Source organism: Demequina gelatinilytica (assembly GCF_000971115.1).
Lineage (GTDB): Bacteria > Actinomycetota > Actinomycetes > Actinomycetales > Demequinaceae > Demequina > Demequina gelatinilytica.
The window spans coordinates 73,486-100,097 of record NZ_BBLV01000009.1; the positions used below are offsets into that span (position 1 = coordinate 73,486).

Sequence of the window (26,612 nt, forward strand, 5' to 3'; positions counted from 1 at the left end):
GCAGTGACACGGGGCCCCGCGGGAACAATCCGCGGGGCCCCGCTGTCTATCCTGGCGTGATGACGCCAGTGGGCACCGCCGAGCAGGTGCATGAGTTCGTGGACCAGGGGCTTCCCCTGGTCAGGGACGCGCTCGGCGCGCATGTGGCACGCGCCCAGGTGGAGCTGCCCGCCGGCGGCCCCGACTACCGCGACCTGTGGACGTCGGTAGGGGCGCTCCAGCTCGGAGGCAAGAGCCTGCGTCCGCAGCTCACGCTCGCCGGCTACGCCGGCCTGGGCGGGGACGATGCACGGGCCGTGGTGCCCGTCGCGGCGGCCATGGAGATGCTCCACACCGCGATGCTCATCCACGACGACCTCCTCGACGGGGACGAGGTCCGGCGCGGCCGGGCCAACGTCGCGGGCACGCGGCGCGCGGCGATCGCCGCATCCGGGCTCGCCCCCGCGCAGATCGAGGCCCACGTCCAGGCCGCGGCGGTGCTGGGAGGCGACCTCGCGCTGTCCTCGGCGTACGACCTCATCGCGTGCGCGGACATCCCGGCGCACCATCGCCTCGCATGCCTCCAGCTGGTCACGCGTGCCGTGCGCACCACCATCGGCGGCGAGCTGCGGGACATGTACGCGGACGCGCACGCGCCGGACACGGCCGAGCCGCTGGTGATCGCGGAGCTCAAGACCGCGACGTACTCGGTGGTGGTGCCGCTCCTGGCCGGCGCGCAGCTCGCGGGCGCCGACCCCACGATGGTCGCGCACCTCGAGCGGCTGGGCACCGCGCTGGGCCTCAGCTTCCAGCTGGTGGACGACGACCTCGGCGTGTTCGGCGATCCCGGCGTCACGGGCAAGTCGGTGCTGTCCGACCTTCGCGCAGGCAAGCGCACCGAGCTCCTGCGGCTGGGCCTCGAGCTCGCCGACGCCGCGGGGGCCGCCGTCCTCGCGTCCCATGTGGGCGACCCCGAGCTCGACGAGGACGGCGCGGCACGCGTGCGCCAGGTGCTCGTGTCCTGCGGTGCCCGCGAGAGGGCGCTCCGGACCGCGGACGCGCAGGCGCGCATGGCCCGGCGCATCGCCTACGAGCGCATCCCCGCGCCGCTGTCGAGCTACCTGGTCGACCTGATCGACGGCCTCGGGGAGCGGCGCTCATGAGCAGGCGCCGCCATCACGACGATGCGACCACGTCGCGCGCGCTCTACGACGAGGCCGCGTGCGCGGCCGCCGCCCAGGTGATCGCGCGGTACTCGACCTCCTTCGGGCTGGGCACGCGCCTGCTGCGAGGCGACGAGCGCGCCCACATCCGCAGCGTCTACGCCATGGTCAGGGTGGCCGACGAGCTGGTGGACACCTACCGCGGACCCGACGCCGGCACCCTCCTCGACGGCTTCGAGGAGGAGGTCCACGGCGCGATGGACCGCGGGTACAGCGCGGACCTCGTCGCGCATGCCTTCGGCCTGACCGCGCGGGCGGTCGGCATCACGCGCGAGCAGACCGAGCCGTTCTTCGCCGCGATGCGGATGGACCTGGTGCGCACCGTCCATGACGCGGACTCGCTCGCTCGCTACATCCACGGCTCCGCCGAGGTGGTGGGGGAGATGTGCCTCGCCGTCTTCGTCAACACCGGCCGCGGCCCGCGTCCTCTCGACCCCGCGGTGCGCGAGGGCGCGCGCCGGCTCGGGGCGGCCTATCAGAAGGTGAACTTCCTGCGCGATCTGGGCGCCGACGAGCATCAGCTGGGGCGCCTCTACCTCCCGGGGGTGTCCGCCGCGGGGCTCGACCAGGCACACCTCGAGGCGGTGGTCGACGACTGCCGCGCCGACATGCGTGCCGCGGCCGCGGTGCTCGATGCGCTTCCCCGGCGCGCCCGCGCCGCCGTGGGCACCACGCTCGACATCTACGCGCGGCTGCTGGACCAGGTCGCGAGCACGCCGCCCAGCGAGCTCGCCTCCAGGCGCGTGCGCGTCGCGAACCCCGTCAAGGCCGTGCTCGCCGCGCGCAACCTCGCGGGCCTCCACGGGAGGCTGGCCGCATGACCGTGCCGCGCATCGTCATCGTGGGCGGCGGCGTGTCGGGCCTCGCCACCGCGGGCCTCCTCGCGCGCGGAGGCGCCGAGGTGGTGCTGGTCGAGCGCCAGGGCGAGCTCGGCGGCCGCATGGGGCGGCTCGAGATCGCCGGGCACACGTTCGACACGGGCCCCACCTGGTACCTGATGCACGAGGCCTTCGCTCAGTGGTTCGCGCTCATGGGACGCGACGTCGGGTCCGAGATCGATCTGGTGGACCTGGATCCTCGCTACCGCGTGCTGTTCGAGGGCGAGGAGCCGTGGGGCCCCGCCGAGCGTCTCGACGTCTCCGCGGACCCCGAGGAGAACTGGCGGCGCTTCGAGGAGCTCGCGCCCGGCGAGGGCGACGCCATGCGCGCCTACGCGAAGGATGCGGAGGAGCTCTACCGGATCGCGTTGGACCGGTTCCTCTACACCACGTACGCGAAGCCCCTCGAGGTCGCGGACCGCACCGTGCTGCGGCGGCTGCCCACGCTCGCGGGGCTGCTCTCCCGCTCGCTGGGCGCGCGCATCGCGTCGCGCATCCGCGATCCACGCCTGCGCCAGGTGCTGGGCTTCCATGCGGTCTTCCTGGGCTCGTCGCCCGATCGCGCGCCCGCGCTGTTCTCCCTCATGAGCCATCTCGACCTGGGCGAGGGCGTGCGCTACCCCCGGGGTGGGATGCACGCGGTGGTCGAGGCGATCGCGCGGGTCGCGCGCGAGGAGGGTGCGGAGCTGCGCACCTCCGCACCCGTCGAGCAGATCACGGTGGACGATGCCGGCTTCGCGACCGGGGTGGTCCTCGAGTCCGGCGAGGTGCTGCGCGCGGACGTCGTGGTCGCCGCCGCGGACCTCCATCACGTCGAGACGGTGCTGGTCCCCGAGCGTTGGCGCACGCATCCGGCGAAGAGCTGGAAGCGCCGCAGCCCCGGCGTGAGCACGCTGCTGGTGCTCGCGGAGGTCGACCGCGAGGTCCCCGAGCTCGCCCACCACACGCTCCTGTTCACGCGCGACTGGGACGCGAACTTCGCCGCGCTCCGGGAGGGCGACCTGCCTCCCGTGCCGGCGTCCGTCTACGTCGCCAGGCCCGGAGCCACCGACCCGTCCGTGCCTCCCCCGGGCAAGGACTCGCTGTTCCTGCTGGTGCCGTTCCCGGCGGACGCGACCCTGGGCTCGACGCCCGAGTCGCGCGCCGAGCTCGTCGCGATCGGGCGTCGCTACCTCACCCAGGTGGGGGCGTGGGCGGGCGCCCCGGACCTGGCCGAGCGCTCCACGGTGCTCCAGGTCATCACCCCCGCGGATTTCGAGTCGCGCTTCGGGGCGTGGCGCGGGGGCGCGCTTGGCCTCGAGCACACGCTCATGCAGACCGCGATGATGCGCCCCTCGAACGTCTCCTCCAAGGTCCCGAACCTGCTCTACGCGGGGGCCTCGACGGTCCCCGGGATCGGGGTGCCGCTGTGCCTCATCTCCGCGGAGCTCGTGGCCAAGCGGCTGCTCGGCGCGGTGGACGCATCCCCGCTGCCCACGCCCGCGCCGCCGGGCTTCCTCGCGCGCTCGCGCGACCGCGGCGTGCTGGGCAACCTGGCGCGACGGGTCCGCGCGTGAGCGCCTTCGCCTACCTGGCCGCGCTGCTGGTGTCCCTGGGCGGGCTCGGCCTGCTCGACCGGCGCTACCGGCTCGCCGTGTTCGACCGGCCGCGCGCCGCGCTCCTCACCCTGGGTGCCACCGTGGGGATGCTGCTCCTGTGGGACCTGATCGGCGTGGGGCTCGGGATCTTCTTCGTCGGTCCGTCGACGTGGCTCACGGGCATCCGCATCGCGCCCGAGGTACCTCTCGAGGAGCCCGTGTTCCTCACCCTGCTCGCCTACCAGACCCTGCTGCTGTGGCGCTGGCTCGATCGACGGGAGCGCCCCGCGTGACATACGTCGTGCTCTCGGTCGCGGTGCTCGCGCTGCTCGCCGCGGCGACCCTGCCCACCCTGCGCCGCCTCCCGCACCGTCCCCTGCTGCTGACGGCGCTCATGCTCGTCGCGCTCACCGCGGTGTTCGACCCGATCATCGTCGCCGCGGGCATCGTCGACTACGACGAGGCGCTGATCTCCGGGGCGCGCCTCGCAGGCGCCCCGGTCGAGGACGTCGCGTACGCCCTCGGCACGGTCATGCTGGTCCCCACCCTCTGGACCCTCCTCACCAGCCGGGACGCTCACCATGCGTGACTCCGCCGATCCGCACCACACGGCACCACCACCTGCACCCGCCCTGCTCGGCTCCCTCGTGAAGGCCTCGCGCCCCGTCTCCTGGATCAACACCGCGTTCCCTTTCGCCGCCGCCTATCTGCTGGCGACGCACGCGTTCGACGCGATCCTGGTGGTCGGCACGCTCTTCTTCCTCATCCCGTACAACCTGCTGATGTACGGCATCAACGATGTCTTCGACCACGAGTCCGACCTCGCGAACCCTCGCAAGGGTGGCGTGGAGGGCGACGTGATCCGCGACCGCGACCGGGCCCGGCGGGTGCACCGCGCGATCCTCTGGGCCTGCGCGGTCACGGTGGTCCCACCTTTCGTGTGGCTGCTCGCGCAGGGCTCGGTCGCGGCCGGCATCACGCTGGTGCTGGTGCTGGCCGGCGTGCTCGCGTACTCGGTGCCGGGGCTGCGCTTCAAGGAGCGCCCGTTCCTCGACTCCCTCACCTCGGCGCTGCACTTCGCCGGCCCGCTGCTCTACGCGCTGGTGCTCGCGGAGCAGCCGCTGCTCGCGCGCACCACGTGGCCGGTCTGGGCGGGCTTCATCCTGTGGGGCATGGCCAGCCATGCGTTCGGCGCGGTGCAGGACGTGCGCGCGGATCGCGTCGGAGGCATCGCCTCGGTCGCGACCGTCATCGGAGCGCGCGCGACCGTCCAGCTCTCGATCGGCCTCTACGGCGCATCGTCCCTGGTGCTGCTCGCGCTCCCGTGGCCGGCAGCGGTCGCGGCGCTGCTCCCGCTCGCGTACCTCGCGTCCGTCGCGCGGTTCATGCGCGTCACCGATGAGACGTGCGAGGACGCCAATCGAGGTTGGCGCACGTTCCTGTGGCTCAACCAGCCGGTCGGCTTCGCGGTGACGATGCTCGTGATCGGCGCGTGGAAGGGCTGGGGGTAGGCGCAGGCAGGCTCACGGCGCCGCGCTCGGCCCCGCGTCGGCCCGCATCCCCGCGTCGGCCCGCATCCCCGCGTCGAGGCGCTCGAGCACGTCGAGGACCTCGGCGGCGGCGGGCGCATCGGCACCCATCGCGTCGCGGATGCGCCCGGCCCAGAAGGTGCGGAGCCGTGCGATCCCCTCATCCGCGAGCGCCGTCGCCTCGAGCCTCACCTGCCGGTGATCGGTCGGGTCCGTCTCGCGGGTCACCAGGCCCTTGCCCTCGAGCTCCCGCAGCGCCGCCGAGAGGTTGGAGCGGCGCAGGGCCGTGCCGTGCGCCGTCGCGCTCGGCGACGTCCCCGGGTTGCGATGAACCCAGCGGAGCACCGCGGTCTCGGTGCCCGTCAGCGGGATCACGTCGACATCGGGCGAGGCGTGCGGGTCGAGCTCGCGCGCGATCCGGAGGATGCACTCGGCGAGCTCCGCCAGGTCGCGATCGTCGCGGGACGTGTCGGGCATGCGATCGAGGCTACCGCCGGTCGCCGTGAGAGACGCCGCGCCACGTCATAAGTTATGATTTCATAATCACCCCGTTCCGAGAGGATCCGTCATGCCCGTTGCGCCCCGCACCTCCGACGACGTGCGCCCCACCACCGAGGCGGCGCCGGCCGGCCCGGGCCGCGCCGCGTCCGCGGGGCCGAGCGCGGGCGAGGGCATCACGGCCGCGCTGCTCGGCGTGCTCGGGCTCCTGTCGGCGATCGCCCCGCTCGCGACCGACCTCTACCTCCCCGCCTTCCCCCAGATGACCGCCGACCTCGGGGTCGGCGCGACCAGCATCCAGCTCACCCTCACCGCGTTCCTGCTCGGGGTCACCGCCGGCCAGCTGGTGTTCGGCCCGCTCTCCGACAGGTTCGGTCGCATCCCGCCGCTGCTTGCCGGCGCGGCGCTCATGGTGGTCGCGGGGGTCGCCACGGTGCTCGCCCCCACGGCCGGCGTGCTCGTCGCCGCCCGCCTGCTCCAGGGGCTCGGCGGTGCGGCAGGCATGGTGATCGGTCGCGCGATCATCTCCGACCTCGCGGTCGGCAAGGCGGCGGCCAGCGCCTTCAGCCTCATGATGATCGTCGGCGGCGTCGCGCCCGTGGTCGCCCCGGTCCTCGGCGGCGTGCTCGTGGATCCCCTCGGCTGGCGCGGGATCCTCGCGATCGTGGTCGCGCTGTCCGTGATCATGGTCGTCGCGATCGTGGCGGTGGTCCGGGAGTCGTACCCCGCGGAGCGGCGCCTCGCCGACCGCGCGGAGCGGCTCGCCTCGGGCTCACCGCTGCGCGCCCTGCGCTCTCGCACCTTCGTGGGCTACACCGCGTCGTTCTCCTTCGCGTTCGCGGTGATGATGGCCTACATCTCGGCGTCGCCCTTCCTCTACCAGGACATGATGGGCCTCGGCGAGGCGACCTACGGCCTCGCGTTCGGCCTCAACGCGCTGGGCCTCATGGTGGTGAGCGGCGTCTCCGCGAGGCTCGCCGCGACGCACGAGGTGCGTCGGCTGCTCACGATCGGCATCGGCACCACGCTCGGCGCCACGCTCGCGCTGGCGCTCATGGTGGCCGTCGGGACCCCCACGGGCTGGCTGGCGCTTCCCCTGTTCGTCGCCGTGTCGAGCCTGGGCCTCGTGTTCGGCAACGCCACCGCCCTCGCGCTCGGCGCGGTGCCTCTCGCTGCCGGCGTGGGATCCGCCGTCATGGGCGCGCTCCAGTTCGGTCTCGCGGCCCTGGTGACGCCGCTGGTGAGCCTCGGCGGCGCCTCGGCGGTGCCGCTGGCGCTGGTCATGCTGACGTGCGCGGCGACCGCCATGCTCGCGCTGGTGCTCGCCGGACGCCGGTCCTCGTCGCCCGCTACCGCCGCACGAGCGGGCTGAGCCCCGCGGACCGCCCCTCGGGGTCGGGCATGCCGCACACCTCGAGCCAGTTGGCGAGCAGCCGGTGCCCGCCCTCCGTCAGGACGGACTCCGGGTGGAACTGGACGCCGTGGAGCGGGAGCTCCTTGTGCTGGAGCCCCATGATGATGCCGTTGGCGGTCGAGGCCGTCACGGCGAGCTCCTCGGGGACCGTCGGGTTCTCGACCGCGAGCGAGTGGTAGCGCGTCGCGGTGAAGGGCGACGGCAGGCCGTCCATGACCGACGCCCCGACATGCGTCACCGAGGACGTCTTGCCGTGCATGAGCTCGGGCGCGTGCGACACCACGCCGCCGTAGACCTCGGCGAGCGCCTGGTGCCCCAGGCAGATGCCCAGCATCGGCGTCCCCGTCTCGGCGCAGGCGCGGATGACGTCCATGGACGCGCCTGCCTCCGCCGGCGTGCCGGGCCCGGGGGAGATGAGCACGCCGTCGTAGGCGGAGATGTCGCCGGCCTCGGCCACCGCATCGTTCCTCACCACCACCGTCTCCGCACCCATCTGGCGCAGGTAGCCGACGATCGTGTAGACGAACGAGTCGTAGTTGTCGACCACAAGGATGCGGGTCATGGCACGGCCTCCACGTTCTGGTCCTGGATGTCGAAGGTCACCGAGAACCACGGATAGACCCACTGGAAGAGCACCACGACGATCGCGGCGATCAGGATGAGCAGGAGCACCACCCGCAGCCACGCGGGGCCGGGAAGGATGCGCCACACGGCAGGGAAGATCATGGCTGCGGGATCTCCTCGAGGATCTCGGGCGGGACGCCGTTGCCGGTAGGGGCCCAGTACTCGAGCTCGCCGTGCACGATGTACCGCTCGGCGGCCGAGAACATCGGGTGGCACGTGGTGAGGGTGATGTAGTGCGAGTCCGGCGCCGCGGCGTCGTCGTACGGGTTGGGCGCGATGACCTCGACCTGGGTCGGCTGGACGATGAGGTCGTCGGTCATGCGGTAGACGTACCAGGCCTCCTCCGTCTGCACCACGAGCGCGTCGCCGTCCTGCAGCTCGGCGATGCGGTTGAAGGGCTTGCCGTACGTGGTCCGGTGCGCGCTGATGGCGAAGTTGCCGAGCGCTCCCGGCATGCCCGTGTCGGGATAGTGGCCGATGCCCAGCACGTCGAGGATCTCGGTACGCGTGACGCCCTCGGAGATGGGCTTGACGTAGTCGGTGCCCCAGCGCGGGACGTAGAAGGTCGCGAACGTCTCCCCGAACGCGGGCTCGTCCATGACCGGCGCCGTGTCGGGGGAGAGGCGGAGTTCGGCGGGGATGACCAGGGGACCGTCGTCCGCACCCTCGCCCGCGGTGATGGGTCCGGTGTAGGCCCAGTCGAGGTTGTCGACCACCTCCGCCTGCTCGCGGTCCGCGACGATGTCCGTGTAGAACAGCTGCCACACCACATACAGGCCGATGACGGCACCCGCGATGATGCACAGCTCGCCTACCAGGGAGATGAGGCGCGTACCCACGCTGGGCCGGCGCGGCGGCTCGGGTGCCGGCGCGCCTGGCTGCGTGGGGACTTCCACCGATGCAGGCATGATCGCCAAGCCTACGGGAGCGCGCATCGTGCGGGAATCCCGTGCTGCGCACCACGCTCGGTACCCTTGTGCCTGAGCACCGCGCGCGTGCGCGGTCACAGCAGAGCGACGGAGTGTGCAGTGGCAAGGTCGAAGAAGCGCGACGAGAACGTCTACAAGGCCCCCCGGAACCTGGGCAAGCCCCAGTCCGACAACCCCAAGTGGCTGCTGCCGACCGCGCTCACGCTGCTGGTGGCGGGCCCCGTGTGGATCGTCGTGTACTACACCGCCAAGGGTCAGTACCCGATCCCCGGCATCGGCGACATGAACCTCATCGTGGGCTTCGTCCTCATGGCGACGGGCATGGGCCTCCTCACCCGCTGGAAGTAGGAATCACACGCCTGTAGTTCTCCCCAGATCCCTCCACAGCGGTGGAGAAAAACACACCGGTGTAGTTATCCCCCGGATGTGGATGGAGATGGGGATAACTACACGGATGTCATTCACATCTGTGGATGAGTGTGGGGAAACCAGGGGTTCGCGCCGTACTTGTCCACAGGTTCGGCCTGTGGATGACCTGGGGACGATGCAGGGCCCGGGCCTGTGGGGAAGCCCCGGAGCGGCGCCCACCCCCGTGCCGAAGTGGTGGCTCATGGTCGGTTGCTGGAGGTCCTCGTCTCGCAGTGGTGCCTGAGAGTCGCCGCCGGCCAGGCGTACCGAAGCGCCCGACCACCAGCGACCACTGCGGCGCGGTGATCTCTCAGGTCCGGCAACCAGCCACCATGTCCGCAGGCCGGGGCGGCGCGCGGGTCGAGCGGACCCGGGCAGCACGAAGGCCCCGCCGCGGATGCGACGGGGCCTCGATGCGGGACGGCTACGCGGGCCTGCGTTCGACCCAGTGGAGCATCGCGAGCATGGTGAGCGCGCCGGCGACCGCACCGCCCAGGTGACCCTGCCACGAGATGTTCGGGATCACGAAGCCGAGCACCAGCCACAGCCCCGCCGTGGTGAGCAGCGAGCGGTAGTCGAGCCTGAGCTTGGAGAGCACCACTCCGTAGGCGGCGATGAGCCCGAAGATCGCTCCCGATGCGCCGCCGTGCAGCGCGACCGATGGCGCGATGAGCGTGGCGACGAGCGAGCCGCCCAGCAACGACGCGAGGTAGAGCGCCGCGAAGCGCATGCGGCCGAGGATGGGCTCGAGCTGCGTCCCGAACTGGAACAGCACGAGCATGTTCATGCCGAGGTGGAGCAGGCCGAAGTGCACGAACCCGGAGGAGACCCAGCGGTACCACTCGTCGCCCACGTTGGAGTACATCGCGAGCTCTTCGGGGCTGAGGCCCGTCCACAGCCCCCAGGCGTCCTGCCACGTGGCGGTGCCCATGACGAACGTGCCGTAGAGGAAGGCCGCGACGTTGAGCGCGATCAGGGTGTACGTGACGTACGGGGTGCCGTGCGCGGTGGTGAAGCCCAGCCGGTTGACGATCGGTCGGCGCTGCGACGCGGCCTCGCGCACGCAGTCGACGCACTGGATGCCGACCGATGCGGGGCGCTGGCACTCCGGGCAGGCGGGACGTCCGCAGCGCTGGCAGCGGACGTAGGAGACCCGGTCCGGGTGACGCGGGCACGTGGGCGCCGCGGCACCCGGATCGGATGTCATCGGGTGTTACTCGGCGATGGAGATGCCGGTGATCATGACGTCCTCGAGGGGACGGTCGCGGCCATCGGTGGGCGTGGTGGCGATCTTGTCGACCACCGCGCGGGACTCGTCGTCCGCGACCTTGCCGAAGATGGTGTGCTTGCCGTTGAGCCAGCTCGGCTTGTCCACGGTGATGAAGAACTGCGAGCCGTTGGTGCCGCCCGGACGCCCGGTGATGGGGTTGAGACGCTGGCCCGCGTTCGCCATGGCGAGCAGGTAGGGCTCGTCGAAGCGGAGCTCGGGGTGGATCTCGTCGTCGAAGTTGTAGCCCGGGCCGCCGGTGCCGGTGCCGAGCGGGCAGCCGCCCTGGATCATGAAGCCGTTGATGACGCGGTGGAACACCAGGCCGTCGTAGAACGGGTCGTTCGACTTCTCACCGGTCGCGGGGTTCTTCCACTCCTTCTCGCCGGTGGCGAGGCCCACGAAGTTCTTGACGGTCACGGGCGCGTGGTCCGGGTACAGCTCGATGCGGATGTCCCCGGCGGTGGTCTGAAGGGTTGCGATCATGCCCGCTATTGTTCCATGCCCCTCGCCTCGATGCGCCTCAAGTGGCACGATGGACGGAACAGCCTTCTGCCTGGGGACGTTCCCCTCGGCACGGGGGCGAAGTCCCCACGGACCAGGAGGAGCGCAGCATGAGCAAGGTGACTTTCCAGGGCTTCGACGCCGACAAGGCGCGCGATCAGGCGGCCGATGCGGCGAAGGCGGCCCAGGAGGCCGCGCGCGAGGCCTCGGTCGCCGCGCGGAAGGCCGCGAAGCGCGCCAAGGAGTGGGCGGGACCGCAGGTCGAGCACGCCAAGGAGTGGGCCGGACCCAAGGTCCAGGAGGCGTACCACTCGGGTGCACGGAAGGCCTCCCCGTACGTGAAGAAGGCGGGCGGCAAGGCGTCGGAGTGGACGGACGTGGCGCATGCCGCGATCGTGGGCGCCGCCATCCCCGCGGTGATCGCTGCGATCGAGGACGCGGCGCGCGAGGAGCCGGAGCCCAAGGCCGGCCGCTCGTGGGGCAAGGTGCTGGTCCCGCTCGCGCTCGCCGCGGCGGCAGGTGCCGCCGTGGTGGTGTGGGCGCGTCGCGACCAGGGCCGCGATGCCTGGGCCGGCGAGGACGAGGAGTGGGAGTTCGCCGCCGAGGGCGACCTCAAGGACCAGGTGCGCCGCAACGTCAACAAGGCTGTGGACGCCGCCGCCGACGCCGCGAAGAAGGCCGCGGACGCCGCGAGCGCCGCCGCCGCTGCCGCCGCCGAGGTCATCACCGAGAAGGCCGGTCCCGCGTTCACGCAGGTCAAGGACACCGCCGTCACGGAGGCCAAGAAGGTCGCCGAGGTCGCGGGTCCCGCGTTCACGCAGGTCAAGGACACCGCCGTCACGGAGGCCAAGAAGGTGAAGGAGGCCGCCGACGAGGCGCGTGCGCGGGCCACCGACGGCGTCGTGTCGACCATCGACGATGCGGGCGACGTCTGGGAGGACGCCGCCGAGGAGCTCGGCGAGCAGATCGACGACCTCAAGGGCGAGTACAAGGCCGACGACAAGTAGTCGCGCAGCACGCAGCGGGGCCCGGCCGTGCGGCCGGGCCCCGCTGTCGTCTCGCGCTCAGGCCCGCGGCGTCGTGACGGTGAGCAGCGCGCTGGCACCACCCACGTCGGCGACGTATGCGTGGTCGACGTCGCTGACCCAGGTGATCAGCTGCCCGGCGGCGGCTCTCTGCGGAGCATCGACGGGCCCCGCTGTGACGGCGCCGCGCAGCACCAGCAGCCGCTCGACCACGCCTGCGCCGTGCGCGCCCGACCGGTGCTCATGCCCGCCCGCGAGCTCGAGCCGGTAGACCTCGACGACCTCGTCCTGCGCCTCGTCGACATCGAGCAGCGAGGCGACGATGCCGTCCGCGGCGACCTCCGCGCCGCGATGCTGGGCCAGCAGCGCCGCGAGCGGCGTGCCCAGCGCGGCGGCCAAGGCGTACAGCGTCGACAGGTTGGGATTGCGCGAGCCGTGCTCGATCTCCGACAGCGAGCCCTTGCCGATCCCGGCGGTGCGAGCGAGCGCCCCGAGGCTCATGCCGCGCTCGATCCGCGCCGCGCGCACCCGCGTGCCGATCACCCGCGCCAGCTCCGCCGCCTCCATGCCTCGAGCATACGGTGCGGCGTTCCATGAACGGAACACGGGTGATAGCGTTCTGTTCATGGAACGCACCTGGGTTCACGCCGCGGCGGTCGGCGTCACGACGGCGCTGGTGGGCTTCACCAGCTCGGTCGCGGTGCTCATCGCGGGCCTCACCGCTGCGGGCGCCGACGCGGACCAGGCGTCGTCCGGGCTGCTGGTGCTGTGCGTGAGCGTCGGGCTGGGCACCATGGTGCTCTCCTGGCGCATGCGGACGCCGATCACGCTCGCGTGGTCGACCCCGGGTGCTGCGCTGCTCGCGACGCAGGCCTCGCTGGGCTGGGCGGCCGCCGTCGGCGCCTTCCTTGTCACGGGCTTCCTGATCGCGGCGATCGGCCTATGGCCGTGGCTCGGCAGGCTCGTCGCCTCGATCCCGGCACCGCTGGCCCAGGCCATGCTTGCCGGCGTGCTGGTCCCGTTGTGCCTGCGTCCCGTCACCGAGCTCGCCGCCGACCCGTGGCCCGTCGCGGTCGTGATCGTGATCTGGTTGGCCCTGCAACGCCTCGCCCTCCGGTGGGCGACGCCCACGGCCTTCGCCGCGGCGCTCGCCGTCATCGCGGTGCAGGCCGGCGCCGGTGCGCGCGGGGCGCTCGTGCCGCCGACCCTCGACCTGACCGCGCCGGAGATCACCGGGGCGGCCGTCGTCGGCATCGCGCTGCCGCTCACGGTGGTCACCATGGCGTCTCAGAACGTGCCCGGCATCGCGGTGCTCGCGAGCGCCGGCTTCCGGGTGCCGTGGAGGGCGACGATGCTGGTCACCGGCGCGGGGACCGCGCTCGGCGCGGCCGGGGGCGGACATGCCGTCAACCTCGCGGCCATCACCGCCGCCCTGCCGGCATCCCCCGACGCCGCCCGCGACCCTGAACGGCGCTGGATCGCCGCCTTCGCCGCCGGCTGCTCCTACCTGGTGCTCGCGGGCGCGGGCGCGACGCTCGTGGCGCTGTCGCACGCGGGCACCACCGACGCCCTCGCCGTCGTGGCCGGGCTCGCGCTGCTGCCGACCCTCGCCTCCTCCCTCGCGGGTGCCTTCGCGGCGGCGGAGGACCGCATCCCCGCCGCCGCGACGTTCATGCTCGCCGCGAGCGGAGCGACGCTCGCGGGCATCGGGTCCGCCTTCTGGGCGCTCGTGGGAGGGCTGGCGATCCGCACGCTGCTGGGCTCACGGACACGGTCCGAGCATGCGGGTCCCGGCGTCGGCGCCGAGCACCCGGACCCGCTCAGCCCGTCGCGGTCATGAGCGCGACCGCGGCCACGCCCGCCGTCGTCCCGCCCGGGCCCGCCTCGAAGCGCACCTCGATGCCGTCGGCCGGCGCCTCGACCTCGTAGAGCGACTCGATCACGTCCCCGTACAGCGGCACGTTGCGCGCCACGGTCGACGCGGGCGCGGCGACCTCGCCGCCCAACCGCACCACCGCATCGTCCCCGCCGGACGGCAGCCCGACCAGGGTCCGGATGCGCACCAGGTGCGGACCCGCGGCCCGCGGCTTGAGGGTGTAGGAGAACCAGTCCTCCGCCATGCGCCAGCTGCGGGCGTTGGTCCATTCGATCCGGGACGCCTGCGACACGTAGCCGTGGTCCATCTCCGACTGCTGCTCGCCGGGGGCGACCACGTCGACCACGTCGGCGTCCTCGAGCTCGTCCGCGTCGAGCTCGCTCAGCATGGTGCGAAGCTCGTCGGCGGAGCCACCCACCGGGAAGTAGACGGTGACGCGCTCGTCGTGGACCTCGTTGTACGGCTCGAGCTCGAGCCTGACCGGCACGGGCGCATCGCCGTCGAGGCGGAAGGCCGTGAGCATCGCCCGCCGGCCGAGCACGCCCGCGTCGAACGCGCCGTCCTCGCCCTCGCCCACCACGGCAGGCGTCTCGATCATGCGGCGACGGGGCCCGAGGGCGATGTGCGGCGCATCCTTGCCCGTCGCGACCATCCCCTCGAGCCCGTCGGCGCCATCGCGGTGCGCGAGCACGAACGGACCGAGCCGGAACGAGGCCCACGGAGAGCCGTCCGGAAGGGGCTCGAGCGCGAGGTGGGGGGACAGCTCGAGGACGATGCGCGTCGTCCCCTCCCACCGCCGGTCGAGAGCGACCTCGCGCGCGTCGGATGCGACCTCGACGAGCTCGCCGTCGACGTTCACCTCCGCGCCGTCGGACCAGTCGGGGATGCGCAGGCGCACGGTGCGCCGGTGGGGCTGGGCCGCGGTCACGTCGATGACGACGCTCCACGACGCCTTGAGATCGGCGCGCACCTCGAGCCGGATGCCGTCCCAGTCGAGCGTCGCGGGCTCGTAGATCTCGACGCGGGGGCTGTCGCCGTCGCGCGAGAACAGGAAGCGGTCGTAGCGGCAGTGGCTCTCGAGCCCGCTGCCCACGCAGCACCACATCGACTCCCCGTGGCTCGAGTACACGCGGTAGTGCGCGGGGCGCAGGGGGGAGAAGTACACGAAGCCGCCGTGGCCGGGGTGCTGCACCGTGAGCGCGTGGTTGTAGATCGCACGCTCGGCGAACTCGACCAGGTCGAGCCGGTCCGAGGCCTGGCGGAACAGGTCCGTGATGGTGAGCATGTTGAACGTGTTGCAGGACTCGGGCCCGAGCGCCTCGAGGATCATCGCGCGGAAGTCCTCCTTGGGGTGGAAGTGCTCGCGCACCCCGTGACCGCCAAGGGAGATGGTGCGCTCGTGGACCACCGCGTCCCAGAAGACGTGCGCGGCGTCGACCAGGTCCGCGTCACCCGAGCGCGCGTAGCCGATCACCTTGGGCACCTGCGTGTTCGCGTGCAGACCCGTCAGCCGGTCCTCGCCCGCGAGCAGCGGGTCGAGCAGGAGGTGGTGCGACCAGCGGCGGCCCTCGGCGGCGAGGTCGTCGCGCCCCGTGAGCGCGGCGAGGCGGAAGAAGGCATCGTTCATGCCGCCGTACTCGGCGGTGAGGATCGACTCGATCTGCGCATCGTCGAGAACCGCGGAGATCCCCATCCACCAGTCGGCCCACGCGACCGCCATCGCGAGCGCGTCCGCCTGCCCGGCGACCTCGTACGCGTCGATGAGCCCGTTGAGGGTCTTGTGGAGGTTGTACAGGGGGACCCAGCGGCCGTTGAGGGCGAAGGGCTCGGCCTCGATGCGACCGGCGCGCAGCTCCTCTCCCAGCTCCACGCCTCTCGGCGCGCCGCCCAGGTAGCCGGTCCCGACCGCCTCCTGGCACTCGCGCCACCCGTCGAGCATCGTGCGCAGGCGCTCGAGGATGTCCTCGCGTCCCGTGGCCGCGTAGAGGTGGGACAGCGCGGAGACGTAATGGCCGCCGATGTGCCCGCCCATCCCGCGCGACTCCCAGTCGCCGTACGGCTCCGCGTGCGCGGGCAGGCCGGCCTCGTGCCGGTAGGGAGCGAGGAGACGATGCGGGTCATGCGTGAGCGCGGTCGCGACGGAGCGGTCGAGCGCGGCGAGCAGCGGACCGCCGGCGAGCGTGATGGAGCCTGCGGGGAAGGACCGCGGAGCGGGGTTATTACAACGTTGGAAATCGCCCATGGTTCGAGGATAGACCGGTGCCGCGACCGGTGGATCCGGGTCGCCTTCGCACGAGGTGTGGCGAATCGCACACTTCCTGGCAAAACCTACATCTTGAGAGGATCGTGAGACTGCCGATAGGACACGCAACTGGACGTGGAGGTACCGATGCCGCAGATCGCCGAGGCCCGGCCATGAGCCCGTGGCCGACCGCGACCCGCGGGCGCACGGCGACTCCCGCCGTCCCCTCCCCGCTCGACGACGACCCTGCACGCCACCGGGCGAGGCTCGACCGGCTGCTCAACGGGCCCCTGATCGATGCGCGGCCCCGCCAGCGGCGGATCCTGTGCGGCGCGGTCGTCCATGTCGACGAGCTCTCCGGCCGCGTCCTGCGCTGCACGCGCGACCACGGCCACGCCGGCACCGATCACGACAACCTGGGCGCCCAGGTGCTCACCGACTGGGCCGAGTCCGGTGGAGCCGAGCTGCTCACCTCGCGCGCGCCCGTGACCCCCACGGGCCAGGCGATCGCCACGATCATGGCCCATATCCGCTCGTACGAGGGCGTGCGCCAATGGCGCCTCGAGCGCGGGCTCGAGGACGATGCGGCCGCGGCCTGGGAGCGCGCCGAGGCGCTGCGGCTGCTGGTGAGGACCCTCGGGCGCTGACCGCTCCTCGCGTCGACCGCCGTCAGGCGCTGCCGGCGACGGCGAGCGTGCCGCCGCACCCCGGGACGGGATGCCACTGCCACCCCGCGCCGAGCCGACGTGCCGGGGTGCCGGGCTCGACCGCGGCATCGGTCGCCGCGATCACGCGCCCGGCGGCCGTCCCGACGACCGCGGGGACCGCGGCCCCGTGGAGCACGCCGTCCGTGAGCCGTTCGAGCCGTGCGACGGACAGGTCCGCGCCGACCACGCCCGCGAGCCTGCCGTCGACCATGACCGGCGCGGTGAGCGTGAGCGTGAGCTCGTCGGTGCAGAGGTAGTCGATGTACGGGCCGGTGAGGTAGGCCCCGCCAGACTCGACCGCGCCACGCCACCACTCGAGACGCGTGTAGTCGTGGAACGACTCGTCGAGCGGGTTGTCGACGGAGTCGAGGCGTCGCAGCGTCCCGGGACGCGCGCCGAGGCCCACGCCGTTCGCCGCGCTCACCCACCACGCGAGGTGCCACGGCGCGTCCTCGAGATAGCCAGGCGCGGCGACGAAGCCGGCACCGATCATGGGTCGCGCATCGTCGAGGGAGGGAGCGACGAGCCACTCGACCGCCTCGTCGACCACGGGACCGGAGGCGGCGCCGGAGGACAGCGCTCCTGCGAGCCGCTCGCGCCAGTCGGCGACCTCGGCGAAGACGGGCCCGAGCGCGGTGCCCAGCACATCCGCGATCTCGAGGATCGCCTCGGCGATCATCGATCCGCCCCCTCGCGGATCGCGAGGAGCCTGTCGACCAGCCAGCCGACCTGCTCGGAGACGACCGCGCGCGCCCCCTCGGGGCTCTCCTCGCCGATCGCGGCGAGCAGCCGGCGATGGCGAGCGGCGTTCCCGGTGACCACGCCGTGCTCCTGCAGCGCGATCCACAGCAGCGGACCGAACTCGGCCTGGAGCCGCACCTGCTCGGACACCAGGCGCGCGGACCGCGACAGCGCCGCCACCTCGATCCGGATGCCGTTCTCGGCGCGACGCGCGGCGACGCCGTTCGCGACGGCTCCGTCCTCGATCAGCGTGGCGAGCATCGCGACCTCGTCGGGGGTCGCGAACAGCGCCGCGCGCTCGGCGGCGGCAGCGGCGATGAGCCCGTAGTGCAGGCCCATGTCGCGCACCTCGACGCGCGACAGCCCGGTGAGGCGCGACGTCAGGGCGGCCCGCGCATCGTCCCCGCTTCCGCACACGAAGCTGCCGCCCGCGCGGCCGCGCCGCGTCTCGATGAGCCCCGCGGAGCGCAACGACTCGAGCGCCTCCCGTGCCGTCACCGTCGCGACGCCGAACTGGCGCCCCAGGTCCTGCTCGGTGGGAAGGCGCTCGCCCTGCTCGAGCAGGCCCAGCTGGATGGCGTCCGCGAGGCGCTGCGCGACGGCCTCGGCACGCCCGACCGGTGCGAGCGGCGCGAAGATCGCGGCATGGGTGGCCGAGCGCGCGGCGTACGCGCCCGTGCCCCAGATCAGTCCCACCGCGCCATTGTGACGCGCCTCCGGCACCCCGGAAAGGTCTGGAACCAGAGATTTAATCAACTCGTTACACGCCGAGTCTTGCAAAAGACATCTGGAACCAGATGAATAAGGGGGCATGGACCCCGCCATCCGCCTCCGCGGCCTGCACAAGCGCTTCGGCGACACCATCGCGGTCGCCGACCTCGACCTCGACATCGCCGAGGGCGAGTTCTTCTCGATGCTCGGCCCCTCGGGCTCGGGCAAGACCACGGTGCTGCGCATCATCGCCGGCTTCGAGCAGCCCACCTCCGGCTCGGTCGCGCTGTTCGGCCGCGACGTCACCGCCCTCGCGCCCTTCGCTCGGCCCGTGAACACGGTCTTCCAGGACTACGCGCTGTTCCCCCACCTCAGCGTCATCGCCAACGTCGAGTACGGCCTGCGGGTCGCCGGCGTCGCGCGCAAGGAGCGCCGCGCCAAGGCGGAGGAGGCGCTCGCCTCGGTCCGGCTCGCGGGCTTCGAGGATCGGCGCCCGCATGAGCTCTCCGGCGGCCAGCGCCAGCGTGTGGCCCTGGCCCGCGCCATCGTGCTGCGACCGCAGGCGCTGCTGCTCGACGAGCCGCTCGGCGCGCTCGACCTCAAGCTGCGCGAGCAGATGCAGGTCGAGCTCAAGGAGCTCCAGCGCTCGCTGGGCATCACGTTCGTGTTCGTCACCCACGATCAGGACGAGGCCCTCACGCTGAGCGACCGCGTGGCCGTCTTCGACGCGGGCCAGGTGGTCCAGCTGGGCACGCCGCGCGAGGTGTACGACCACCCGCGCAACCCGTTCATCGCCTCGTTCGTGGGCTCCTCGACCCTTCTCGAGCCCGACGTCGCCGCACGGTTCGGGCTGCCCGCGGTGGCCACGGCCGTGCGGCCCGAGCGAGTCACGCTCGACGGCGCGGACGGCGGCGTGCCGGGCACCATCGCCGAGGTCATCTACACGGGCCCCGAGCACCGCATCGTGATCGATCTCGACGACGTCGGCGCGCGGATCACCGCGCTCGAGCCCAACATCGGCGCCGGCCGGCGCCGCAGCCGCGGCGACCGCGTGACCGTGAGCATCGACCCCGCCGCCGCCGCGCCCCTCGAGTCGGACGCCTCCGCGGCCTGACCCCACCCAGCCAGCACCACCGAGCAGCATCCAACGAAAGGAAGTAACCGTGTCGAAGTCCCCGTCCCGCACGGCCCTCCGGGCCGGCCTCGCCGCGACCGCGGTCGTGTCCCTCGCCGCGTGCGGCACCTCCAGCTCCGACGGCGGCTCGGAGGCCGCCGCGTCGCTGGGCGCCACCGAAGGCTCCGTCTCGATCCTCGCGTGGCCCGGCTACGTCGAGGACGGCAGCAACGACGCCTCCGTCGACTGGGTGTCCGGCTTCGAGGAGGCGACCGGCTGCATGGTCGACGCCAAGACCTACGGCACCTCCGACGAGGCCTACCAGCTCATGCAGAGCGGCGGCTACGACGTGGTCGCCGCCTCGGGCGACCTCACCCTCCGCCTCATCGCGGCGGACCTGGTCGCGCCCGTCAACACCGACCTGCTCGAGAGCTACGACGGGATCTTCGACTTCCTCAAGGACAAGGAGTGGAACTCCGTCGACGGCGTGTCCTACGGGGTGCCCCACGGCTACGGCGCCAACCTCCTCATGTTCAACACCGACGAGGTGTCCCCGGCCCCCACCAGCTGGGACGTCGTGTTCGACAAGGCCTCGGACTACGCGGGCAAGGTCACGGCGTACGACTCGCCCATCTACATCGCGGACGCCGCCATGTACCTCATGGCGCACAACCCCGACCTGGGCATCGAGAACCCGTACGCGCTCGACGAGGACCAGTTCGCCGCCGCGGTCGACCTGCTCAAGACGCAGAACGCGAGCATCGGCGAGTACTGGTCGGACTACCTCCTGGAGATCCAGGCCTTCGAGTCCGGCGACTCCGTGGTCGGCACCACGTGGCAGGTCATCCAGAACTCGATCTCGAGCGGCAACACCGATGTGGTGCTCCCCGAGGAGGGCGCGACCGGCTGGTCCGACACCTGGATGATCGCATCCGAGTCCGAGGCGCCCAACTGCGCGTACGCGTGGCTCGACTACATCGCGAGCCCCGAGGTCAACGCCCAGGCGACCGCGTACTTCGGCGAGGCGCCGTCCTCCGAGGCCGCATGCGACTTCCGCGACGACTGCGAGGCGTACCACGCGGGCGACGAGGAGTACGCCGCCCAGATCTGGTACTGGACCACCCCGGTGAGCGACTGCGTCGACGGCCGTGAGGACGTCGAGTGCGTCGACTACTCCGAGTGGACCAAGGCCTGGCAGGAGATCAAGGGCTGACGTCCCCGACCGGCGCCGGGCCCCGTCCCCCGCGGGGCCCGGCGCACCCATCCCCCGCATCGTCCCTCGAAGGAACCATGACCTCGCATCGCGTCTCCACCTACCTGGCCCCTCGCCGGCGCCTGCAGCTCGCGAGCCTGCTGACGGCGCCCGTGCTGTGGCTGGGCCTCGTCTACATCGTCGCCCTCGCGGCGCTGCTCGTGACCGCGTTCTGGACGGTCGACGAGCTCACCGGCCAGGTGCAGATCGAGTGGACCACCGAGAACGTCGTCGAGGTGTTCACGGAGGCGCTCTACCGGACCGTCACCCTGCGCACGCTCGGCATCGCGCTGCTGGTCACCCTGATCGACATCGCCGTCGCGGTGCCGGTCGCGTTCTTCATGGCGAAGGTGGCGGGCACGCGCCTGCGCCACCTGCTGGTGATCGCGGTGCTCGCCCCGCTGTGGGCGTCCTACCTGGTCAAGGTCTACGCGTGGCGCGCGCTGCTGTCCTCGGACGGGCTCATCGAGTGGGCGGCCTCGCCGTTCGGGGGATCGACCCCCGGCTACGGGCTCGTGGGCGTGGTGCTGACGCTGTCCTACCTGTGGCTGCCGTACGTCATCATGCCCATCTACGCGGGCTTCGACCGCGTGCCGGACCGCCTGCTCGAGGCATCGGCCGACCTGGGCGCGCAGGGCTGGCGCACGCTCGTCTCGGTGGTGCTGCCGATGATCCGGCCGGCGATCATCGCGGGCTCGATCTTCGCGTTCTCGCTCAGCCTGGGCGACTACATCTCCACCAAGATCGTGGGCGGAGCGACGCAGATGCTGGGGACGCTCGTCTACGACAACGTGGGCGCCGCCAACAACCTCCCGCTCGCCGCAGCGATCTCGTTCATCCCGATCGGGATCATCCTCGTCTACCTCGCCGCGGTCCGCCGGACCGGGGCGCTCAGGAGCCTCTGATGCAGCTCGGACGCGTCGCCCGCATCGTCCTCGGCGCCATCACCCTGGTGGTGCTCGCCCTCATCTACCTGCCGCTCGGGGTGGTGTTCCTCAACTCGATCAGCACCTCGGAGAGCCTGTCCTGGCCGCCGCCGGGCTTCACGCTCGAATGGTGGGGGCGTGCGCTCCACAGCACGGGAGCCCTCGAGGCGCTCGGCACGTCGGTGGTCGTCGGGGCCATCGCGTCCGCCATCGCGCTGGTGCTGGGCACGCTCGCGGCGATGGCCCTGTCGCGCTACCGGTTCTTCGGCAAGGAGACCGTCAACCTGCTCATCGTGCTGCCGATCGCGCTGCCCGGCATCGTCACCGGCATCGCGCTCAACAACGCGTTCCGCACCCTGATGGGCGTCGACCTCGCGATGTGGACCCTGGTGGTCGCGCACGCGACGTTCTGCATCGTCACCGTCTACAACAACGCCTTCGCGCGCCTCAACGCGTCGGGCACCCGCCTCGAGGAGGCGTCGATGGACCTGGGCGCGGGACTCTTCACCACCTTCCGGCTGGTGACCTTCCCGCATCTCAAGTCCGCGCTGATGGCGGGCGGCCTCCTCGCCTTCGCGCTCAGCTTCGACGAGATCATCGTCACCACCTTCACCGCGGGCACCGGCGTCACCACGCTGCCGCTGTGGATCCTGCAGAACATGTTCCGCCCGTCGCAGGCGCCCGTGGTCGCGGTCATCGCGGTGATCCTCGCGGTCGTGTCGGTGATCCCGCTCGCGATCGCGCAGCGCCTCACCGCCAAGGACGCGGAGGCCGTCTCGCGCTGATCCTCGCCGGCCGTCCCGTGCGCGCGGCGCTCTCGACGGGGCGGGCGGCGGATCGCCGGGACCAAGGGTTGACCTTCCAGCCCAGGGGAAGGCCTACGGTCGTGTCATGAACGACACCACGCTTGCCGGCGGGACCGGCACCGTCATCGACCTCGACGTCTCGGGCATGACCTGCGACGGCTGCTCCTCGAGCGTGCACGATGCGCTCGTCGCCCTGCCCGGCGTGCGCTCCGCCTCGGTGGATCACGCGAGCGGCAAGGCCGTGGTCCTGCTCTCGCCCGAGACCTCCGCCGAGGACTTCGCCTTCGAGGCCGACGCCGCGGTGCACGATGCGGGGTACACCCTCGAGTCCGCACGCGAGGTCGAGCTCGCGACCGTGGGCGAGGACGAGGGGATGGCGTCCTGCGGCGGCCATTGCGGCTGCGGGTCCGCGAAGGACGAGACGCCGGTCCAGGCCGCCGATGAGGCCGGCTGCTGCGGCGGGGGAGCGGGCGGCTGCTGCTGAAGGCCCCCGCGCATCGTCTCCACGACCCCGGACATGACGAAGGCCCCGCCGCCGGCGGGGCCTTCCGTTCCTGGTGGAGCCTAGGGGACTCGAACCCCTAACCCCCTGCTTGCAAAGCAGGTGCGCTACCAATTGCGCCAAGGCCCCTCGTGGTCTGCCGATGGTCAGCGGACCGGATGGTGGACATCGTCCCACACGTCTCGATCGGAGTTCTCGGTGATGAGGACGAACGCGACGGCGCCAGCCACGAAGGCGGCTGCCAGGATCAGCGTGGTCCTCATCGAATCACCTCGGTGGGCCCAGGAGGACTTGAACCTCCGACCTCTTCGTTATCAGCGAAGCGCTCTAACCGCCTGAGCTATGGGCCCCTCGCGGCATCACTGCCGCGGCGATAAACGATACCGGACGCCAGCCGCGAAACAAAATCGCGGCCGGCGCGGGCGGGATCAGTCGTCCGTGAGGGTGACGTAGACGCCGCCGACCACGGAGGAGACCACGTTGTAGAGGAACGCGCCGATGGCCGACAGGGCGGTCAGCAGGACCACGTTGATGACGGCGACGAGGGTCGCGGCGCCCATCACCTTGTTCTGCTGGACGAACTGCATGATGTCGACCTCGGAGTCGGTCGAGAACAGCTTGACGACCCACTCGTTGACCAGCGTGAACACGCCCATCTGGTTGAGCACGGTCCACAGCACGAAGACCGCGACCACGAACATGATGCCTGCGGCGATCGAGAGCAGGAAGCCGAGCTTGAGCGCCGACCACGGGTCGATGCGCGACAGCAGCACGCGCGCCTTGCGGGGGCCGCCCTTGGCGGTCGGCACGCCCAGGTCGTCACCCGCCTTGAAGCTGTCGGCCGCGCGGCCGGCGAAGTCCTTGACCTTGGCCGCACCGGCGCCGAGCACCGCGGTGCCCGTGCCGATCGCGCCGTCGCGCCGCGCCGGTGCCTCGGTCGGGGCGGCGGGCGTCGCGGGAGCGGCGGGAGCCGCCGGGACGCCGGTCGGGGCGAAGGCCTGGGGCTGCGTCGGGCGCACGGTCTGCGGCGCGCTCTGGCGCGGGGCCTGCTGCGGCGCGGGCTGGCTGGTCGGCTGCTGCGTGGACTGCGGCGCGGCGGGCCGCGTGGTGGGGACACCCTCGGGCGCCGTCTGCGGGCGGAGCGCCGTGCGCGTCGGGATCGAGCCCGTCGACGTCGGAGCCGCCGCCGAGGCCGCCGGAGCGGGCTGCGAGGTGGGCGACTGCGTCGACACCGGCGTCTCGGCTCCCACCGGCATGAAGGCACGGCGTGCCGGGACCTGTCCCGTGGTCGGCTCCGTCGGTCGCGGCGTGTAGAGGCCGCGGGCCGTCGAGGTGGTGCGGTCGTCCGCGTTCATCCATGCTCCCTGTGTTCTGACACGCTTCCGAGCGGTCCGGTCCGCTCGCCGACGCGTGCGGGCATCATCGTCAAGGGTAACCGAGGCGCGTGCGCAGGTCATTCCCCCTGGTCGCGCGCCGCGGATCCCCTGCCGGGAGCGCTCAAGTTCGGTTAGCGTGGCCGCATGACGGCCGTGGCACCGGATCCGGAGAGCATGTCGAACGCCGCGCGCGCCCTCGCGTTCGCGCGACGGGTGCCGGGCACCATCGCGGTCACCGCGATCATCCTCGCGGTAGGCGCGCTGACCGGGGCCCTGTGGACGTCCGCCGAGTCGAACGGACTGGTCGACCGGTGGGGCTGGGGCGTCGACGAGTTCGCGGAGGGTCGTTGGCTCAACCTGCTCGCCGGGGCCGCGATCGCGCCCGAGCCATGGATGTACGGCCTGATCCTCGTCGTCTTCTGCGTCGGGGGCGGCTACCTCGAGCTGCACTACGGCACGCTCCGGATGCTGCTCGCGGTCCTGGGCACGCACGTGGTCGCGGTGCTGGCGACCGCAGGGCTGCTGCTGGTGCTCGGCGCCGCGGGGGTCGACTGGGCCGAGGAGCTCGCCCACGTCCCCGACGTGGGCTTCAGCAACGGCGGCTTCGGAGCGCTCGGCGCGGCGACGGCAGGCTTCCCGTTGCTGTGGCGCCGGCGCGTCCGGCTCGTGGTGTCGCTGTACTGCATCGCGATGATCCTCTACGCCGCCGAGATCTGGGACTTCACCCACGCGACGGCCTTCCTCACCGGCGTGCTCATCGGCCCCTGGGTGGTGGGTCGCGCGCGCGAGAGCGTCGACTGGCGGTTCGGCACGCAGGAGGTGCGCGATGCCGCAGCCATCGTCCTCGCGTTCGGGAGCCTCCATCAGCTCCTCACCCGGATCTGGCCCGGCTCGGGCGGGATCCTGGACTTCGGTGGCAGCACGGACGATGCCACCATCACCACGCTCGGCCTCGTGGGCAGCGCAGTGGTCTCGCTCGCGTTCGCATACGCGCTGCACAAGGGCCGCCGGGGCGCGTGGTGGGTCATCCTCGTGCTCGCGTCCCTCGCGCTCGTCGGCGGCTTCTTCGTGGAGCCGACCCCCTCGGTGATGCTCGACCTGCTGCTCGACGCGGCGCTCGTGGTGCTGCTGCTGGTCTGGCGGCGCTGCTTCGCTGTCAAGGCGTCGAAGGCCAGCCGGCGCCGCGTGTGGCGGCGGGGCCTCCTGACCCTGGCGGGCCTCATGACCTTCACGGTCGTCGCGATCCTGACGCTCGGCGATCAGGTCTCCCCCTCGCCCACGCTCGGCCGTGCGGTCGGCGAGGCGGCCGCCCGCGTGCTCGGCGGCACCACGGGCCTCGAGGGCACCACCGACCTCGCGCGCACCCTGCTCAGCGCGATCGGGATCGTCTGGTTCATCGCCTTCGCGATCTTCCTGGCCTCGCTGCTGCTCGCGTCGCGCCAGCACAGCACCGAGAGCGCCGTGCGGGACCGCTACATCGCGCTCCAGCGGGACACACCCGCGATGACGAGCATCGGGTACATGACCCGGTGGGACGGCATCGACCACTGGATCTCCGACGACGGTCGCGGGGGGGTCGGCTTCAAGCAGGTCGGGAGCACCGTCATCGTCCTCTCCGATCCCGTGGGCGACGCGGGCGTCGCCGCGACGCACGCCGAGCTCGCGGACTACTGCCGCTCCCGCGGGTGGCGCCTCGCCTACTTCGCCGTGAGCGAGGACGCGCGGACCACGCTCGAGGGCGCGGGCTGGAAGGGCATCCAGGTCGCCGAGGACACGGTCGTCCACCTGCCGGAGCTCGCGTTCACCGGCAAGGCGTGGCAGGACGTGCGGTCCGCGATCAACCGTGCCAAGCGCGAGGGCGTGACGATGCGCACCGTGCGTTTCGCGGACGCGCCCCGCGGCATGAAGGACCAGCTCGAGGCGATCTCCGCGCAGTGGGCGGGGGACAAGTCGCTGCCCGAGATGGGCTTCACGCTGGGCGACCTTCACGAGGCGGACGACCCGAACGTCGAGATGCATGTGGCGGTCGACGCCGACGGCACCGTCCACGGCATGACCAGCTGGCTGCCGGTCTACCGCGACGGCGACGTGGTCGGCTGGACCATCGACATCATGAAGCGCCGCCTCGACGACGGCGTGATGAGCGGCGTGATGGAGTTCCTCATCGCGCAGTCCGCGGTCGAGTTCAAGGAGGCGGGCTACGAGTTCATCTCGCTGTCCGCCGCGCCGCTCAGCTACTCAGGCGAGGTCGAGGGGACCATCGAGCGCCTTCTCGACGTGCTCGCCGACAAGATGGAGCCCTACTACGGCTTCACGAGCCTCGAGCGGTTCAAGGCGAAGTTCAAGCCCGAGCACCGTCCGCTGTTCCTCATGTACCCGGACGAGGCGCAGCTGCCCGCGATCGCCGCCGCGATCCTGCGCGCCTACCTCCCTGACGCGACGGCCGCCGACATGGTGCGCGCGGCGGTGACGCGACCCGACTGAGGCCGTCGGGCATCGTGCTC

At 72.0% G+C, this 26,612-nt stretch carries 28 protein-coding genes and 2 tRNA genes; 17 read left to right on the plus strand and 13 right to left on the minus strand.

All coding sequences use genetic code 11. The annotated features are described in order from the left end of the window. Positions 1-59 precede the first annotated feature (59 nt). From AOM00_RS09120 to AOM00_RS09145, 6 genes are read left to right on the plus strand one after another with little or no spacing between them, the layout of a single operon-like run. On the plus strand, positions 60-1,142 hold the full coding sequence (locus AOM00_RS09120) for a polyprenyl synthetase family protein (protein WP_082096842.1): 1,083 nt from the start codon (positions 60-62) through the stop codon (positions 1,140-1,142). Continuing rightward, positions 1,139-2,023: a phytoene/squalene synthase family protein gene (locus tag AOM00_RS09125; RefSeq protein ID WP_062517506.1), complete on the plus strand. Its 885-nt coding sequence runs from the start codon at positions 1,139-1,141 to the stop codon at positions 2,021-2,023. Before AOM00_RS09120 ends, AOM00_RS09125 begins: the two co-directional genes overlap by 4 nt. Further along, entirely contained in the window at positions 2,020-3,636 is a 1,617-nt protein-coding gene (crtI, locus tag AOM00_RS09130) for a phytoene desaturase family protein (RefSeq protein ID WP_062517507.1), read from the plus strand. The genes AOM00_RS09125 and crtI overlap by 4 nt, the downstream gene beginning before the upstream one ends. Further along, positions 3,633-3,950 carry a lycopene cyclase domain-containing protein gene (locus AOM00_RS09135; RefSeq protein WP_062517508.1) on the plus strand — a complete coding sequence of 106 codons (318 nt, stop codon included), beginning with the start codon at positions 3,633-3,635 and terminating at the stop codon, positions 3,948-3,950. Before crtI ends, AOM00_RS09135 begins: the two co-directional genes overlap by 4 nt. Further along, positions 3,947-4,246, plus strand: a complete 300-nt coding sequence (locus AOM00_RS09140) for a lycopene cyclase domain-containing protein (protein ID WP_062517509.1) — start codon at positions 3,947-3,949, stop codon at positions 4,244-4,246. Before AOM00_RS09135 ends, AOM00_RS09140 begins: the two co-directional genes overlap by 4 nt. Then, entirely contained in the window at positions 4,239-5,168 is a 930-nt protein-coding gene (locus AOM00_RS09145) for a prenyltransferase (RefSeq protein ID WP_082096844.1), read from the plus strand. Before AOM00_RS09140 ends, AOM00_RS09145 begins: the two co-directional genes overlap by 8 nt. 12 nt (positions 5,169-5,180) lie before the next feature. Here the strand turns inward: AOM00_RS09145 and AOM00_RS09150 are convergent, their stop codons facing one another. Next, a complete protein-coding gene (locus AOM00_RS09150; protein ID WP_062517510.1) occupies positions 5,181-5,663 on the minus strand; it encodes a MarR family winged helix-turn-helix transcriptional regulator in 483 nt (160 codons plus the stop codon). A gap of 91 nt (positions 5,664-5,754) precedes the next feature. Between AOM00_RS09150 and AOM00_RS09155 the strand changes: the two genes are divergently transcribed. Then, entirely contained in the window at positions 5,755-7,056 is a 1,302-nt protein-coding gene (locus AOM00_RS09155) for a multidrug effflux MFS transporter (RefSeq protein WP_062517511.1), read from the plus strand. Here the strand turns inward: AOM00_RS09155 and AOM00_RS09160 are convergent. Genes AOM00_RS09160 through AOM00_RS09165 form a run of 3 tightly spaced genes read right to left on the minus strand, consistent with a single transcriptional unit; the run spans position 7,034 to position 8,630 of the window. Further along, positions 7,034-7,660 (minus strand): aminodeoxychorismate/anthranilate synthase component II, encoded by a 627-nt coding sequence (locus tag AOM00_RS09160; protein ID WP_062517512.1) that lies wholly within the window; start codon positions 7,658-7,660, stop codon positions 7,034-7,036. The genes AOM00_RS09155 and AOM00_RS09160 overlap by 23 nt on opposite strands. Then, positions 7,657-7,824, minus strand: coding sequence for a hypothetical protein (locus AOM00_RS15455; protein ID WP_156159112.1), 168 nt, complete (start codon positions 7,822-7,824; stop codon positions 7,657-7,659). The genes AOM00_RS09160 and AOM00_RS15455 overlap by 4 nt, the downstream gene beginning before the upstream one ends. Beyond that, positions 7,821-8,630: a class E sortase gene (locus AOM00_RS09165; protein WP_062517513.1), complete on the minus strand. Its 810-nt coding sequence runs from the start codon at positions 8,628-8,630 to the stop codon at positions 7,821-7,823. The genes AOM00_RS15455 and AOM00_RS09165 overlap by 4 nt, the downstream gene beginning before the upstream one ends. A 120-nt stretch (positions 8,631-8,750) precedes the next feature. Here AOM00_RS09165 and AOM00_RS09170 point away from each other — a divergent pair, with 120 nt between their 5' ends. Beyond that, positions 8,751-8,999: a cell division protein CrgA gene (locus AOM00_RS09170; RefSeq protein ID WP_082096848.1), complete on the plus strand. Its 249-nt coding sequence runs from the start codon at positions 8,751-8,753 to the stop codon at positions 8,997-8,999. A gap of 484 nt (positions 9,000-9,483) precedes the next feature. On the opposite strand, the gene AOM00_RS09175 is transcribed toward AOM00_RS09170, so the two are convergent. Both AOM00_RS09175 and AOM00_RS09180 read right to left on the minus strand, forming a co-directional pair. Beyond that, positions 9,484-10,266: a rhomboid family intramembrane serine protease gene (locus AOM00_RS09175; RefSeq protein ID WP_062517514.1), complete on the minus strand. Its 783-nt coding sequence runs from the start codon at positions 10,264-10,266 to the stop codon at positions 9,484-9,486. Positions 10,267-10,272: 6 nt separating this feature from the next. After that, positions 10,273-10,812: a peptidylprolyl isomerase gene (locus AOM00_RS09180; protein WP_062517515.1), complete on the minus strand. Its 540-nt coding sequence runs from the start codon at positions 10,810-10,812 to the stop codon at positions 10,273-10,275. Positions 10,813-10,940: 128 nt separating this feature from the next. Between AOM00_RS09180 and AOM00_RS09185 the strand changes: the two genes are divergently transcribed. After that, on the plus strand, positions 10,941-11,837 hold the full coding sequence (locus tag AOM00_RS09185) for a hypothetical protein (protein WP_062517516.1): 897 nt from the start codon (positions 10,941-10,943) through the stop codon (positions 11,835-11,837). Between the two features lie 57 nt (positions 11,838-11,894). Here the strand turns inward: AOM00_RS09185 and AOM00_RS09190 are convergent, their stop codons facing one another. Next, positions 11,895-12,422, minus strand: coding sequence for a helix-turn-helix domain-containing protein (locus AOM00_RS09190; RefSeq protein ID WP_062517517.1), 528 nt, complete (start codon positions 12,420-12,422; stop codon positions 11,895-11,897). 58 nt (positions 12,423-12,480) lie between these two features. On the opposite strand from AOM00_RS09190, the gene AOM00_RS09195 reads away from it, so the two are divergent. After that, positions 12,481-13,695, plus strand: a complete 1,215-nt coding sequence (locus tag AOM00_RS09195) for a benzoate/H(+) symporter BenE family transporter (RefSeq protein ID WP_062517518.1) — start codon at positions 12,481-12,483, stop codon at positions 13,693-13,695. Here the strand turns inward: AOM00_RS09195 and AOM00_RS09200 are convergent. Beyond that, positions 13,676-15,973: a beta-L-arabinofuranosidase domain-containing protein gene (locus AOM00_RS09200; protein ID WP_062517519.1), complete on the minus strand. Its 2,298-nt coding sequence runs from the start codon at positions 15,971-15,973 to the stop codon at positions 13,676-13,678. The two genes, AOM00_RS09195 and AOM00_RS09200, sit on opposite strands and share 20 nt — an antisense overlap. 173 nt (positions 15,974-16,146) lie before the next feature. Between AOM00_RS09200 and AOM00_RS09205 the strand changes: the two genes are divergently transcribed. Further along, on the plus strand, positions 16,147-16,620 hold the full coding sequence (locus tag AOM00_RS09205; protein WP_062517520.1) for a hypothetical protein: 474 nt from the start codon (positions 16,147-16,149) through the stop codon (positions 16,618-16,620). 22 nt (positions 16,621-16,642) lie between these two features. On the opposite strand, the gene AOM00_RS09210 is transcribed toward AOM00_RS09205, so the two are convergent. Continuing rightward, the gene (locus AOM00_RS09210; protein ID WP_062517521.1) at positions 16,643-17,359 is read right to left on the minus strand and encodes a cache domain-containing protein; all 717 of its coding nucleotides are present in this window, start codon (positions 17,357-17,359) and stop codon (positions 16,643-16,645) included. Then, the gene (locus AOM00_RS09215) at positions 17,356-18,117 is read right to left on the minus strand and encodes a FadR/GntR family transcriptional regulator (RefSeq protein ID WP_169746835.1); all 762 of its coding nucleotides are present in this window, start codon (positions 18,115-18,117) and stop codon (positions 17,356-17,358) included. The genes AOM00_RS09210 and AOM00_RS09215 overlap by 4 nt, the downstream gene beginning before the upstream one ends. A 115-nt stretch (positions 18,118-18,232) precedes the next feature. Between AOM00_RS09215 and AOM00_RS09220 the strand changes: the two genes are divergently transcribed. The 5 genes from AOM00_RS09220 to AOM00_RS09240 all read left to right on the plus strand — a co-directional run bounded on the left by AOM00_RS09220 (position 18,233) and on the right by AOM00_RS09240 (position 22,714). Continuing rightward, the gene (locus AOM00_RS09220; RefSeq protein ID WP_062517523.1) at positions 18,233-19,246 is read left to right on the plus strand and encodes an ABC transporter ATP-binding protein; all 1,014 of its coding nucleotides are present in this window, start codon (positions 18,233-18,235) and stop codon (positions 19,244-19,246) included. A 49-nt stretch (positions 19,247-19,295) separates the two neighbouring features. After that, positions 19,296-20,459, plus strand: coding sequence for an extracellular solute-binding protein (locus AOM00_RS09225; protein ID WP_062517524.1), 1,164 nt, complete (start codon positions 19,296-19,298; stop codon positions 20,457-20,459). Between the two features lie 77 nt (positions 20,460-20,536). Beyond that, complete coding sequence (locus AOM00_RS09230) at positions 20,537-21,403, plus strand: ABC transporter permease (RefSeq protein ID WP_062517525.1); 867 nt, start codon at positions 20,537-20,539, stop codon at positions 21,401-21,403. After that, positions 21,403-22,209 carry an ABC transporter permease gene (locus AOM00_RS09235; protein WP_062517526.1) on the plus strand — a complete coding sequence of 269 codons (807 nt, stop codon included), beginning with the start codon at positions 21,403-21,405 and terminating at the stop codon, positions 22,207-22,209. Before AOM00_RS09230 ends, AOM00_RS09235 begins: the two co-directional genes overlap by 1 nt. A 106-nt stretch (positions 22,210-22,315) precedes the next feature. After that, a complete protein-coding gene (locus AOM00_RS09240; protein WP_062517527.1) occupies positions 22,316-22,714 on the plus strand; it encodes a heavy-metal-associated domain-containing protein in 399 nt (132 codons plus the stop codon). 71 nt (positions 22,715-22,785) lie between these two features. Here AOM00_RS09240 and AOM00_RS09245 read toward each other — a convergent pair. From AOM00_RS09245 to AOM00_RS15795, 3 genes are all read right to left on the minus strand, one after another. Next, positions 22,786-22,861: transfer RNA gene (locus AOM00_RS09245), tRNA-Ala, on the minus strand. Between the two features lie 147 nt (positions 22,862-23,008). After that, positions 23,009-23,082: transfer RNA gene (locus AOM00_RS09250), tRNA-Ile, on the minus strand. Between the two features lie 78 nt (positions 23,083-23,160). Beyond that, positions 23,161-24,087 carry a DUF3566 domain-containing protein gene (locus AOM00_RS15795; RefSeq protein WP_228373459.1) on the minus strand — a complete coding sequence of 309 codons (927 nt, stop codon included), beginning with the start codon at positions 24,085-24,087 and terminating at the stop codon, positions 23,161-23,163. A gap of 165 nt (positions 24,088-24,252) precedes the next feature. Here AOM00_RS15795 and AOM00_RS09260 point away from each other — a divergent pair, with 165 nt between their 5' ends. Further along, positions 24,253-26,592, plus strand: a complete 2,340-nt coding sequence (locus AOM00_RS09260) for a bifunctional lysylphosphatidylglycerol flippase/synthetase MprF (RefSeq protein ID WP_062517528.1) — start codon at positions 24,253-24,255, stop codon at positions 26,590-26,592. Positions 26,593-26,612 lie beyond the last annotated feature (20 nt).